Annotated in this window: 12 protein-coding genes; 10 read left to right on the top strand and 2 right to left on the bottom strand. The window is 67.2% G+C overall.

Features of this window, described 5'->3' with window-relative positions; genetic code table 11:
* Positions 1-694: 694 nt before the first annotated feature.
* Positions 695-2,098 (bottom strand): DNA repair protein RadA, encoded by a 1,404-nt coding sequence (gene radA / locus ABF648_RS07200; RefSeq protein WP_415631622.1) that lies wholly within the window; start codon positions 2,096-2,098, stop codon positions 695-697.
* A 56-nt stretch (positions 2,099-2,154) separates the two neighbouring features.
* Positions 2,155-2,793 (bottom strand): VOC family protein, encoded by a 639-nt coding sequence (locus ABF648_RS07195; protein WP_415631621.1) that lies wholly within the window; start codon positions 2,791-2,793, stop codon positions 2,155-2,157.
* A 116-nt stretch (positions 2,794-2,909) separates the two neighbouring features.
* Here ABF648_RS07195 and ABF648_RS07190 point away from each other — a divergent pair, with 116 nt between their 5' ends.
* The 10 genes from ABF648_RS07190 (at position 2,910) to ABF648_RS07145 (ending at position 13,102) form a co-directional block, all read left to right on the top strand.
* On the top strand, positions 2,910-3,737 hold the full coding sequence (locus ABF648_RS07190) for a sugar phosphate isomerase/epimerase family protein (RefSeq protein ID WP_415631620.1): 828 nt from the start codon (positions 2,910-2,912) through the stop codon (positions 3,735-3,737).
* Positions 3,734-4,690 (top strand): proline dehydrogenase family protein, encoded by a 957-nt coding sequence (locus ABF648_RS07185; protein ID WP_415631619.1) that lies wholly within the window; start codon positions 3,734-3,736, stop codon positions 4,688-4,690. Before ABF648_RS07190 ends, ABF648_RS07185 begins: the two co-directional genes overlap by 4 nt.
* Entirely contained in the window at positions 4,690-5,508 is an 819-nt protein-coding gene (locus ABF648_RS07180; RefSeq protein ID WP_415631618.1) for a CPBP family intramembrane glutamic endopeptidase, read from the top strand. The genes ABF648_RS07185 and ABF648_RS07180 overlap by 1 nt, the downstream gene beginning before the upstream one ends.
* Positions 5,509-5,532: 24 nt before the next feature.
* Entirely contained in the window at positions 5,533-6,564 is a 1,032-nt protein-coding gene (locus ABF648_RS07175; RefSeq protein WP_415631617.1) for an aspartate-semialdehyde dehydrogenase, read from the top strand.
* A gap of 1 nt (position 6,565) precedes the next feature.
* Complete coding sequence (proC, locus tag ABF648_RS07170) at positions 6,566-7,399, top strand: pyrroline-5-carboxylate reductase (RefSeq protein WP_415631616.1); 834 nt, start codon at positions 6,566-6,568, stop codon at positions 7,397-7,399.
* Between the two features lie 345 nt (positions 7,400-7,744).
* The gene (locus tag ABF648_RS07165; RefSeq protein ID WP_002550589.1) at positions 7,745-7,846 is read left to right on the top strand and encodes a 30S ribosomal protein bS22; all 102 of its coding nucleotides are present in this window, start codon (positions 7,745-7,747) and stop codon (positions 7,844-7,846) included.
* Positions 7,847-8,041: 195 nt separating this feature from the next.
* On the top strand, positions 8,042-9,637 hold the full coding sequence (locus tag ABF648_RS07160) for a uroporphyrinogen-III synthase (RefSeq protein WP_415631615.1): 1,596 nt from the start codon (positions 8,042-8,044) through the stop codon (positions 9,635-9,637).
* Positions 9,638-9,669: 32 nt separating this feature from the next.
* Positions 9,670-10,329 carry a histidine phosphatase family protein gene (locus tag ABF648_RS07155; RefSeq protein WP_415631614.1) on the top strand — a complete coding sequence of 220 codons (660 nt, stop codon included), beginning with the start codon at positions 9,670-9,672 and terminating at the stop codon, positions 10,327-10,329.
* A 26-nt stretch (positions 10,330-10,355) separates the two neighbouring features.
* Positions 10,356-11,786 carry a mycothione reductase gene (locus ABF648_RS07150; RefSeq protein WP_415631613.1) on the top strand — a complete coding sequence of 477 codons (1,431 nt, stop codon included), beginning with the start codon at positions 10,356-10,358 and terminating at the stop codon, positions 11,784-11,786.
* Positions 11,783-13,102: a glycoside hydrolase family 3 N-terminal domain-containing protein gene (locus ABF648_RS07145; protein ID WP_415631612.1), complete on the top strand. Its 1,320-nt coding sequence runs from the start codon at positions 11,783-11,785 to the stop codon at positions 13,100-13,102. Before ABF648_RS07150 ends, ABF648_RS07145 begins: the two co-directional genes overlap by 4 nt.
* Positions 13,103-13,158 lie beyond the last annotated feature (56 nt).

Here is a 13,158-nt window from a genome sequence, read left to right as displayed (position 1 = left end):
CCGCCCCCCCGGGCGGGCCCTAGGACCCACCTCCCGCCGTGCGCGCCGCGCAACGAGCGACCACCGCCACCCCCGGGCGTGGGGGCGGACGCCCCCCACCACGAGGTAGCCATACCCAGGCCCAGAGTGCCGGGGTCAGCCGTGTGGTGCGGGGCAGGCTGGTTGAACGGGGAAGCGTTCGTCGGGTGCGTCACGGGGTGTACGCGTTGCCGTTTGCGGGTTTTGGTGCATTGCAGGACGTGCGGGCTGCATGGCTGGCTACCGACGCGGCCCAGGACGCAGAGCAGCGTGTCTCCGGCGCCGGAGATGTGGTTGGTCACCTATGTCTCGGCGGCAGTGGTTCACGAGCGGGTGATCTGGTGGCTTCCAGGCACGAATTCACGGCCTCGTAAGGCGGCAGACGTCCCAGCTGGATGTGCGGTTCCACAAGGGTGTGGTCGCAGGCCGTGACCGGATGCTCGTGGATGGATTGCCCGTCACCTCGGTGGTGGGACTGTTGTTGATCTTTCCGGGGCTCATCTTGATTTCGATCATCCGGCGTCGGTTATCCGCGATGGTCTCCAGGTCGCCGGGGGCCTATGCGCAGCTGGCGGAGCGCTACGGCTACGGCACAGGCGTAACCCTGGTGGAGGGATGTCTGGCCACGGCGGGACTGCCCGACGCAGCGGCGGATATCCTCAGGCCGACATCTCGGCTACTCGCCCCGATGCCCCCGCTCTTCCCGCCGCAGATCGAGCACCGCCAGGGCCTGCGCCAGCGTGGGCACTTCCACCACCTCAAGATTGCGTAATGCGGGCAGATTCGCCGTGCGATCCCGGCTCTTGGAGGGCACCACCGCCAGCTCGAAACCCAGCCGATCGGCCTCACTGACCCGCCGCTCCAGGCCGGGAACCCGCCGCAGGTCGCCGGCCAGGCCCACCTCGCCCATGGCAAGCACGCGGCGGGGGAAATTGCGCTCCACCGATGCCGAGGCGACCGCAATGGCAACCGCGAGATCCACACTCGGGTCGGTGATCCGTGCTCCGCCCACCGTGCTCACGTACACATCGCGCCTACTCAGCGGCAGACGGGCCTTGCGCTGCAGCACCGCCAGCACCATGGCCACCCGCGAGAAGTCCACTCCATTGGTGACCCGCCGCGCCGGTGTCTCGTTGGGCACTGGCGCCACCAGCGCCTGGATCTCGGCCAGCAGCGGACGCCGCCCCTCCATCGTCACGGTGACGCAGGTGCCGGGCATCGGTTCCTCGTGCCGGGTGACGAACAATCCAGATGGATCGGGCACCTCGACGATGCCCCCCTCGGCCATCTCGAAGCACCCCACCTCGTCGGCGGGCCCGAAACGATTCTTGGTGGCCCGCACCATGCGGAAACCCGAATGCCTGTCGCCTTCGAAGCCCAGTACCACATCGACCAGATGCTCCAGGGTGCGTGGCCCAGCGATACCGCCGTCCTTGGTGACATGGCCGACGATCACCACCGCCATGTTGCGTTGCTTGGCCACCCGCACAAGGGCCGTTGTCACCTCGCGGATCTGCGCTGTGCCGCCGACGATGCCGTCGGTCTCGGCGGTGCCGACGGTCTGCACCGAGTCGAGCACCATCAGGCTGGGGGAGACCTGCTCGATGTGCCCGAGGATCGTCCCCAGGTCATTCTCTGCAGCAAGGAACAGCTCGTCGGCCAGAGCATGGGTGCGGGTAGCCCGCAGCCTCACCTGGGAGGCCGACTCCTCGCCGGTGATGTACAACGTGCGACGGCCTTCACGCGCCCAGCGAGCCGCGACCTCGAGCAGCAGTGTGGACTTACCAACCCCGGGTTCCCCAGCCAGCAGCACCACCGCGCCGGGCACCAGGCCACCGCCCAGCACTCGGTCGAGCTCGGGCATGCCAGTCAGGGTGCGATCGGCTGCCTCTGCAGACACCTCGGCGATGCGCACTGCTGGAGTGTGCGGAGCCGCGGCGCTGACCTTCTGCGTGCCTGACGCACCCTCGCGCTCCACGACGGAGCCCCAGGTTTGACATTGCGGACAGCGGCCGACCCAGCGCACACTCGTCCAGCCGCACTCGGTGCACTGATAGCGGTCCTCGTGTTTCTTCGCCACGCAACCACGCTATTGGGCGCCACCGACATTTTTGAAAGGCCAGGGTCTGGCAGACCTCAGATCCGCACAAGCCCCTTGTCAGGCGTCGCGAAGACTGCGGCATTGATCCCGGGATGGCCATTGGGTGAAGTGAACTCGATCGTGATGCCGTCGAAGACATCCGGCACGGTGTGCCCGATCCATTCCTCGACCCGCTGACGCGAACCGGCGATCTCCAGAGAGGTGAGCGTGATGTCGGCGGGCAGCGCCGAGGGCAGCACATCCGCTGCGCTGTCCCATTGCAAGAAATAGGGCAGCTGCGGATCGGTGATCAGGCCCTTCGCGCCGATCTGGTGCCATTCCAGCAGCCGGCCGTCGGGGAAGTGCCGCGATCCGGCGACCGCTTCGCGCTGCAGGCGCTTCTCGATGGGCCTCAAGTCATCCACCGAGATGACCCAGCCCAACCAGCCGCCGCCCATCTCGGAGCGGGCGCGCACGGCCTGGCCGTAGACCGCCTTCTCGGCGACGGGGTGGTCGAGCACCTCGGCGACCTCGATGTAACGGTCGCGGTTGAGGGGAAGAATGTTGTTTCGGGTGCCGAAACGGGGATGGAAGCCGCCGTCCTTGAACTCCTCGCCGAGCAGTTGACCCAGCCGGCTGACAGTGGCGGCGAGTCCTTCGGGTCCAGCAGCGAACGTGAGATGGTCGACATGCATGTGGCCATTGTCTCAATGCCCCTACGCATACACGAAATTGGGTGCCACAGGCTCTTGACAAGACGGTTTCCCTCCGTAGCTGGCCCGCCGTTGCGCGGGTCGATTACGGTGGGGACGTGGTCAGCAAACCCCCCTCAGGTTCCGCGCACATCCCTCGTCCGGACGTGTCGCTCAGCACCTCCAGTGTCTATCCCGAACACACCGCCGACTGCTTCGCCATTGCTGCCGAGGCCGGATACGACGGTGTCGAGATCATGGTCGGCATCGACGCCGCCAGTGCGGACGTTCCCTATCTTGGACGCCTGTCCACCCAGTACACGATGCCGATCGTGGCGATCCACGCCCCCTGCCTGCTGCTCTCCCAGAATGTCTGGGGCCCCGACCCTTGGGACAAGGTGCGTCGCTCCTGCGCGGCCGCCACCGATCTGGGTGCCGACATCGTCGTGCTGCACCCGCCGCTGCGCTGGCAGCGCGGCTATGCGTCCGGATTCGTGGAAGGAGTCCGGGAGATCTCCGAGCAGACCGGCGTCACCGTGGCCGTGGAGAACATGTACCCCTGGCGTACCCCGGGCAGGCCCTTCCAGGCCTACGCGCCCAGCTGGGATCCCACCGCGATGGACTACGACGCTCTCACCCTGGATCTCTCGCACGCGGCCACCTCGCAGCGTCAGTCCCTGGAGATGGCGAAGGCCTGGGGTCCGCGTCTGCGCCATGTGCACCTCACCGATGGTTCAGATTCGCCCATGGACGAGCACCTGATGCCCGGCGAGGGCGACCAGAACGCCTGGGGATTGCTCGAATACCTTGTGAACAGCGATTACCAGGGGCACATCGTGCTCGAGGTGAACACCCGCAAGGCCGACGACCACGAGGACCGGCTGCGCACCCTCACTCGCGTGCTCGACGAGACCCGCGCACACCTGTGGTCGGCGGTCCAGCGGTGATCCCCGACACAGGTGGCGGCCCCGGCATGGGCGGCAGGCTGCTGGCCATGGCGCGCACCGGCCGCGTTCGCCGCTTGCTCGCCGAATCCCCGGCCACCCGGGAACTGGCGAATCGTTATGTGGCGGGGGAGAGCATCGACATGCTGATCCACACCGTGGGGGACAGGCTCTCCAAGGGCCTGGCGGTGAGCATCGATCCACTCCGTGTGCCGGATCCGACACCGGCCGGTGTGGCCGCGAGCGGCGCGGTCTACCTGGAAGTTCTGCGCTGCCTCGACGAGCACCACCTTTCCGCCGGTGTCGACCTGTTGGTCAAGATCGACGCTCTGGGGCTTGCCGAGGACGGCCCGCACCCCGTCTCGGGAATGCAAGATCTTCGCCGGATCTGCCGGACAGCCGACAACTGCGGTTGCACTGTGACCATCGATGTGGTCCCCAAGGGCGACATGGACCGCATTTTCTCGGTCGTCCAGGAGCTGCGGATGGATCATCCCTCGGTGGGCGTCACCGTTCCTGCGATGCTGCGCCGCACCGAATCAGACTGCCGCGAACTCGCCGCGCAGGGCATGCGGGTGCGGCTGTGCAGAGGCAGTTGGCGCGACACCGCCGAGAAGAGCTTCAACAAATCCCATGAGGTGGACCTGTCCTTCGTGCGCTGCCTCAACACGCTGATGTCCTCACTGGCGCATCCGGTGGTCACCAGCCACGACCCCCGGATGGTCGAGATCACCCTCGACCTGGCCCGCCGTGCAGCCCGCCCGGCTGACAGCTACGAGTTCCAGATGCTGCTGGGTGTGCGTCCTCTGGAGCAACGCAGGTTGGCCGATATCGGCTGCATCATGCGTACTCAGCTGCCGTTCGGGCCCGGCTGGTATGACTACTTCCTACGCCGGGTGGCGATGCGCCCGTCCGGCGTCATGGATCACCTGCGCAGCCTGCTGAGCCCGCGCTGATGGACGCCCAGGTGCCGCTGGCAGCAGGGACGCCCGTCGAAGTGCATGGCTCGCGCCAGGGGGCCCGGCGCTCGCACCTGGGTCTGGAGACCGTCTTCGTGCTGGCCATCTGCCTTGGCCAGTCGGCGGTTTACTCGGTGCTCTCCCTGCTGGACAAGCTCACCGCCGGGCCGCCGCTGAGCCATCAGACCACTTCTTTGAACAATTCGGTGACACCCGATCGTCCGTGGCTCGACCTGGCTCATCAGCTGGCCAACAATGTCTTCCTGGCCGCCGCGGTGCCGCTGGCGCTGTATCTGCTGATGAATGTGCGCCGTCCTGGATCGAATCCCTGGCGGGCTATCGGCCTGGACGGGCGCCGCACGCGCCGCGACGCGCTGACGGGCGTCGGCATCACCGCGGCCATCGGCGTTCCCGGCCTCGGCCTGTACCTGCTGGCCAGGGCAATCGGCGTGAACACCACCATCGCGGCAGGCAATCTCGCCTCCCAGTGGTGGACCGTGCCGATGTATGTCTTCGCGGCCTTCGCGAACGGCATGCTGGAGGAAGTCGTGATGATCGGCTACCTGCTCACCCGCTGGCGCCAGTGCGGCTGGCACCCCGGCGCAGCCATCGCCGTCTCGGCCCTGATCCGGGGCAGCTACCACCTCTATCAAGGCTTCGGCGGCTTCGCCGGGAACCTCGTGATGGGCCTGGCCTTCGGCTGGTACTGGCAGCGCACCCGCAGGCTGTGGCCGCTGGTGATCGCGCACACCCTTCTCGATGTGTTCAGCTTCGTCGGCTACTCGCTGCTGAAGAACGTCGTGTCCTGGCTCTGACACCGGACCACTACCCTTGGGCGCATGCATGTTGGCGTCTTTGGGGCAACCGGGCAGGTGGGCGGCGTGATGCGCACCCTGCTCGACGAGCGGGGCTTTCCCGTCGATGACATCCGTTACTTCGCATCCTCGCGCAGCGCGGGCAAGAAGCTGGCCTGGCGCGGCACCGAGGTGACGGTCGAAGACATGGCGACCGCGGACTTCAAGGGCCTCGACGTCGCCGTCTTCTCGGCGGGCAAGCAGGCCTCCCACGAGTACGCCCCCAAGGTGGCCGCCGCAGGCGCAATCGTCGTCGACAACTCCTCGTGCTGGCGGATGGATCCCGAAGTTCCGCTGGTGGTCAGCGAGGTCAACCCCGAGGACGCCGCGAACCCGCCCAAGGGCATCATCGCCAATCCCAACTGCACCACGATGGCGGCGATGCCGGTGCTCAAGCCGCTGCACGATGCATTCGTGCTCAACCGGCTGATCGTGGCCACCTACCAGGCCACCTCCGGATCCGGGCTTTCCGGCGTGAAGGCCCTTGAGGACCAGACCCGGCAGGCCTGCGAGGGCGACATCCATGGGCTCACCTTCCACGGCGACGCGACCGCCTATCCCGATGATCTCGGCCCCTATGTGAAGCCGATTGCCTTCAACGCCGTGCCCTGGGCCGGCAATGCGGTGGACGACGGCTCCCTGGAGACCGACGAGGAGCAGAAGCTGCGCAACGAGTCGCGCAAGATCTTGCACATTCCGGATCTGCTGGTGGCCGGCACCTGCGTGCGGGTGCCGGTGTTCACCTCGCACGGTCTGTCGGTGCACGCCGAGTTCGCCAGTGATGTGAGCGTCGAGGAGGCCACTGAGATCTTGTCCAAGGCCCCTGGCGTGCAGCTGGCCGATGTACCCACTCCGCGCGACGCGGCGGGCATCGACCCCAGCCTGGTCGGGCGCATCCGGATGGATCAGTCGGCGCCGCACGGCCGCGGCCTGGTGATGTTCATCGCCTCGGACAATCTGCGCAAGGGCGCCGCGCTCAACGCCATCCAGGTCGCCGAGATCGTGGCGGCGCACTGAGATGACTTCTTCGCAGAACTACTCCACGCTGGCAGTGCTCGGTGCCGGGACGATGGGCGGCATTCTGGTGCGCGGCCTGGTGAAGGCCGGTCGCCCCGCGTCCACCATCGGCGTGACCTCCCACACCGCGGCAACCCGCGAGAAGATCGCCGAGGAGACCGGCGTGCAGGCCTTCGACGACAATGCCACCGCTGCCGCCTGGGCCGAGGTCCTGGTGCTGGCCGTCAAACCCGTCAAAGCACTGGGCGTGCTTGACGAGATCTCCGCTGCGCTGCGCCCCGGCACCGTGGTGATCAGCCTGTGCGCAGGGCTGAGCTGCGCACTGCTCGAATCGCACCTGCCCGCAGGAACCCCCGTTGTGCGGGTGATGCCGAACACTCCGGCTTCTGTGGGTGCCGGCATGGCCGGTGTCTCACCGGGCAGCCATGCCGGCCCCGAGCAGGAGGGCCTCGCGGTCTCGCTGATGTCCACCGTCGGCAAGGCTGTGGTGCTGCCCGAGAACCTCCAGGACGCCGTGACGGCGATCTCCGGGTCGGGGCCCGCCTATGTCTTCTACTTCGTGGAAGCCCTTGTGGAAGCCGGTGTCACTCAGGGCCTGTCGCGTCCGCTGGCCACCGAGCTGGCCGTGCAGACCGTTCTCGGCTCGGCGCGCCTGCTCGACGAAACCGGCACCCATCCAGCACTTGCCCGGGAGGCTGTCACCTCGCCCGGCGGCACCACCGGGGCCGCCCTGCGGGCCATGGACGAGCACGCCCTGCGAGCCGCCATTCAGGACGCCGTGGAGGCCTGTGTGCGGCGCAGCGCTGAGCTGACCGAAGCCGCCGTTCGCGGCTGAGCCTGCCAGTCTGGGGTTGTCGATGGATGTCTTCGGGAACCGATGATTTTCGCACATCGCTTTGTTCAAGGTAGACTCCCCCTGTTCTCCCGCCGCAGGACGGTGTCTTCGTGGTGCATCCTCGTGATGCTCCGGCGAAGCGCATGAGCCAGCGGTGGGCGGCACCGGCCGGAAGTTGAGGCGGGCGGGGCCAGGTCACTACGCGGCCTGTTCCGCTCAGCACCCGATCCGGCCACGAAGCATTCCATCCGATGAGCACATCGGGCGGGAACAGGCTGTCCGTACGGAGCGCGACAACACCGCGCACCACGGCTCGTTCCGGCCCGGAAGCACGAAAGGTCCACTGTGGGTTCGGTCATCAAGAAGCGCCGCAAGAGGATGGCAAAGAAGAAGCACCGCAAGCTCCTCAAGAAGACGCGCATCCAGCGTCGTCGCGCCGGAAAGTAGTCGCGATCCCCGCGGCAGGTGGATCGGCGGAGGCCTTGCGCCTGATGCCGATCGGCCGCCGGAGCGGGGACTGTAATTTCCTGGTTGCCATTCGTGACGAGGGGCGAGGTCATCGTTCCCGTCGCACAATTCGCAGCCGTCCGGAGCCACAGACTGGAAGACGGGCACTCCATGGTCCAGCTGAATGACGACATCATGAGTGATGACGAAGAACTGAAGGAACAGGACTCGCCAGGGATGACTGGCCGGGTCGTCTTCGTCGGCGTCGGCGCCAGTTCTGCGGACACGCTCACCGTAGCGGGTCTGCACGCGCTGCGTGACGCCGACCTCCTGGTCACCACAGGAGATCTGCGCGCTGTGCTGGAGGACGCCGAGGTGGAGATGCCCACCGTCGACGACACCTTCCTGCTCGCCGATCTCGACGATCTCGTAGCCTTCGAATGCGAGCGCGCCGCACAGGGCAAGACGGTGGTCAGGCTGGTCGGCGGTGACCCGCTGCTGGAGGCCGGCATCGCCGCCGAGGCGCAGGCCTGTGCGCAGTCCGGTTGTGCCATCGACATCATCCCCAGCGTGCCCACCCTCACCGCCACGGCCACGCTGGCCGGTGTGCGACTGTCCGAGCTGCCGGTGCAGCTGTTCGCCGTCCCCGCCGACGCCGATGCCATCGATGTTCCCGCCCTGGGAAGCGTCATCGTGGGTTGCCGGCGCAGCCAGGTCTCGGCGGTCGCGAAGGCCGCACTGGACTCCGGTCGCCCGGAGGACCAGCACGTGCTGGTCACCACCGGCGGCGGCTCCCTGCACCAGCATTCCCGGGTGGCCACGCTCGCCGAATTCGCCGTCTCCGAGGCCCCGGCGGATGAGGACCTCGAGGCCGAGCGCGTGCTCCTGGTGATCGGCGCAGCAGCCGATCGCAGCGAAGAACTCGACTGGTACGAGACCAAGCCGCTGTTCGGCTGGTGCGTACTCATCCCGCGTACCCGGGCCGACTGCACACCGCTGATCGAACGCCTGCGGCTGCACGGCGCCACCAGCGAGCTGGTGCCCACCATCTCGGTGGAACCTCCGCGCAATCCCCAGCAGCTCGACAAGGCAGTGCGCGGCATGGTGGACGGCCACTACGAGTGGGTCATCTTCACCAGCGGCAATGCTGTGCGGGCGGTGTTCAACAAGCTTTCGGAGTACGGCCTGGACTCCCGCGCGCTGTCCGGCCTGCGGATCGCCACCGTCGGTGCCGACACTGCGCGTGCGCTGCGCTCCTGGGGCATCGTCCCCGATCTGTCTCCGCGAGGTGTCCAGACCGTCGCCGGTCTGGCTGCCGAATTCCCCGCCTACGACGACGTGCTCGACCCGATCAACAAGGTCTTCGTGCCGCGCGCCGACATCGCCACCGAGCCACTGGCCACCGGCCTCACCCAGCTCGGCTGGGATGTCGACGACGTCACGGCCTATCGCACGGTGCGCGCCTCACCGCCGCCGCCCGACACCCGCGACGCCATCAAGTCCGGGCGCTTCGACGCGGTCGTGTTCACCTCCAGCACCACAGTCCGCAATCTGGTGGGCATCGCCGGCAAGCCGCACGCCCAGACACTCGTCGCCGTCATCGGCCCGGCCACCGCCGAGGCCTGCGAGGAGCACGGCCTGCATGTGGACGCCATCGCCGCGCATCCCAATCTGCTCGAAGTGGCCGATGTGCTGGCCCAGGCCGCAAAACGTCGTCGTGACGAGCTGATCGCTGCTGGCCAGCCGGTCACCAAGCCGTCCGCCAGGAAGCGTCGTCGCGGCTCGCGCTGACCCACTTCTTGAATTCAGGGGAGGAACAACCGGTGGAAGAACAGCGGACCTTGGTTCACGTCGTGCGGCACGGGGAGGTCTACAACCCCGAGAGTGTGCTGTATGAGCGGTTGCCCGGTTTCCACCTGTCCGAGAATGGTGTGGCGATGGCCGCAATGGTGGCCGAGCATGTGAGGGACTTTCCACTCACGCACCTGCGGGTGAGCCCCCTGCTGAGAGCCCGCCAGACCATGGAGCCCATCAAGGCTGAGCACCCGGGTGTCGAGCTGGTGGTCGACGAACGGCTCATCGAGACGGGCAGCAAACTCGCCGGCCAGCGATTCGGGCCGCACCTGGACGCCCTGCGCAAGCCCGCCAACTGGCCGTTGCTGCGCAACCCCTGGAAACCCTCCTGGGGCGAGGCATACACCGATGTTGCCGCCCGCATGACCGCCGCGCTCACCGATGCCGCCAAGGCCGCCGGCCCCGGAGGCCAGGCGCTGGTCGTGAGCCACCAGTCACCCATCTGGATCGCCCGCCTCGCCTTCGAAGGGCACCGCGTCGCGCACCTGCCCAACAGCCGCCACTGCGCGCTGGCCTCGGTGACCACCTTCCACTTCCTGGGTACCCACTGCGTGCAGATCAGCTATGCCGAACCGGCGGCTGCGCTGGCTGGCAAGGACTCCAACTCGTACATCAGTTCCGGCAGCTGACGCCCGCCCCGTGAAAGTATGGGGCCATGACGCGTGAGCACTTCGACATCTGCATCATCGGATCGGGCTCGGGGAACACGATCGTCGACGAGCGTTTCGACGATCGCACCGTGGCAATGGTCGATCAGGGCGTCGGCGAGCAGGAGCTGTTCGGCGGCACCTGCCTCAATGTCGGCTGCATTCCCTCCAAGATGCTCATCGTGCCCGCCAATTTCGCCCGGGCGCCGCTTGACGCCGAAAGGGTCGGCGTGCAACTCAGCCTCGAGGGGGTCGATTTCGCCGCCATCCAGCAGCGCATCTTCGGGCGCACCGACACGATCTCCCGCGACGGCTTGGAGTGGCGGCAGAGCAGCTCCAATGTCACAGTCTTCCGCAGCTCCGCAGCCTTCATCGACGACCATCACCTCCTTGTGGGGCGGCACACCATCAGCGCGGACCAGTTCGTGCTGGCTGCCGGTTCCCGCCCCCGTCATCTCGATGTTCCAGGCCTTGACGATCCCGACCTGGCCGGCCTGGTCCACACCTACGAGACGGTGATGCGGATCAAGAAGCTGCCCAAGCACCTGGTCATCGTGGGTGGTGGCACCATCGCGCTGGAGATGGGCCATGTCTTCTCGTCATATGGCTCGAAGGTGACGATCATCCATCGCGGGCAGAGACTGATGCGCATGCTGGACGACGACCTCGGCGACAGGGCCACCGAGCTGGCCAGCCGCCGTTTCTCGATACATCTCAAGCAGCAGCTCAGCGGGGTGGAGCCCGGCAGCCACGGGGGACTTGACATATCCACCACTGACACCGACGGCGTCGAGTACAACTACCACGCCGATGCCCTGCTGATGGCGGTCGGCAATGTGCCCAACGGCGACCTGCTGGCCGTGGACAAGGCCGGCGTCGCCACCGATGAGCAGGGATACGTGATCGCCGACGAGCACCAGCGCACCTCCCAGCCGCACATCTGGGCGCTGGGCGATGTCTGCGACCACCACCAGCTCAAGCATGTCGCGAATGCCCAGGCTCGCACTGTGCAGCACAACCTGTTGCACCCCGATGATCTCGCGTCCACAAGGCGCGATGTCATTCCGCGGGCGGTCTTCACCGATCCGCCGATGCTGACGGTGGGGGCTGTCGAGCGGCAGCTGGAGAAGGCCGGACGAGCCTATGTGAGCGTCATGCAGGACTACTCGACGGTGGCCTACGGCTGGGCCCTGAACGACCAGGACTCCTTCGTGAAGCTGCTCGCCGACCCTGAGACCGGGGAACTGCTGGGTGCGCACCTGATCGGGCCGGAGGCCCCGGAGCTGGGTCAGCTGCTGGTCGCCGCGATGAGCTTCGGCATTGACGCCCGGACGATGGCGGTCAACCAGTACTGGGCGCACCCCGAATTGGCCGAGGTGGTCGAGAATGCCCTGCTCGCGATCGCGGACGAGTGCGACAGGGCCGGAGCCGAGAAGTGAACCGTAACCCGGATTCAGGACCGTCAGCTCCAGAACATCGCACACGGGGCCTGCTGGCGGGCCTGGTCGTCTCGGCGCTGGCCGTGGCGATGACCGCCTGCGCCCCGGCGCCCTCCTCGACCGGCGACACGCCGCAGCACAGCTCGTCGGGTCCCTCCCGCACGAGCCCAGTGCCGGCGGCGCCCTCCGGCACTGCTTCTGCCACCTCATCCGTCAGCCCTTCGGCACGTGCTTCCTCATCGAGCACCGGTGCCAGCAGTTCTCCATCGGCCACTCCGACGGCCCCGGCGAAGAATGGTGATTGCCTGGCCGCCGCGAAATCCCTCGACCTGGACCACCAGGTGGCGCTGCTCTACATGGGCGCCATCACGACGACGTCGGACTCGCAGGCGGCCGGGCAGCTGGCTGCCCAGAAGACCGGCTCGGTGATCTTGATGGCCAACCCCGGCAGCGCCGACGCCACCCGCCAGCTCACTGCCGCGCTGCGCAGGACCGATCCCCAGGTGATGGTGGCAGTCGACCAGGAGGGCGGGGAGGTGCAGCGCCTCTCCGGCCCCGGTTTCGACCAGATCCCGGAAGCCACCGCCCAGGCCACACAATCGGTCGATGCGCTCACCGCCGACTGGGCCACCTGGGGCGGCCAGCTCACCGGGGCCGGGGTCGACTACAACCTGGCGCCGGTGGCCGATCTGGTGCCGGCCGCCAATGTCTCGGCCAACGAGCCGATCGGCAAGCTTGGCCGCGGCTACGGCGCCACCAAGGACCAGGTCGTGGCCAACACCTCGGCGGTCATCGACGGCCTGCACCGGGCCGAGGTCGCCGATGCCACCAAGCACTTCCCGGGGCTGGGAAATGTCACCGTCAACACCGACTTCGGAGTGGCCCACGACACGGTGACCACCGTTGACTCGGACGAGGTGCAGACCTTCGCCGCGCTCACCGGACGTACCGATTCGATGATGATCAGCTCGGTCGTCTACGACAGGATCGACCCCGATCATCCGGCGATGTTCTCCCCGGAGATTGTGCAGAATCTGCTGCGCGGCAAGCTCGGCTTCTCCAAGGTGATCATTTCCGACGACCTCGGCGCCGCTGCGGCGCTGTCGTCCTATCCGGTGGCCAGCAGGGGCACCCTCTTCCTGCGCGCCGGCGGCGACATCGCCCTGAACGTCGACCCATCCACAGTTCCCCAGATGATTGCCGACACCGTGCAGGCCGCTCACAACGACTCAGCCTTCGCCGCGGACCTGCCGAACAAGGCGGCTCGGGTTCTCACCATGGAGCAGTCGCTGGGCATGACGAGCTGCAAGGCTTGATCGGATCCGCTGGCCGCCTGCAAGGCTTGGGCTGAATGTCTGGAGCGCGGAAGTCT

The organism is Propionibacterium sp., from assembly GCF_047719395.1.
Taxonomy (GTDB): domain Bacteria; phylum Actinomycetota; class Actinomycetes; order Propionibacteriales; family Propionibacteriaceae; genus Propionibacterium.
This window is presented reverse-complemented; position numbering and strand designations above follow the sequence as displayed.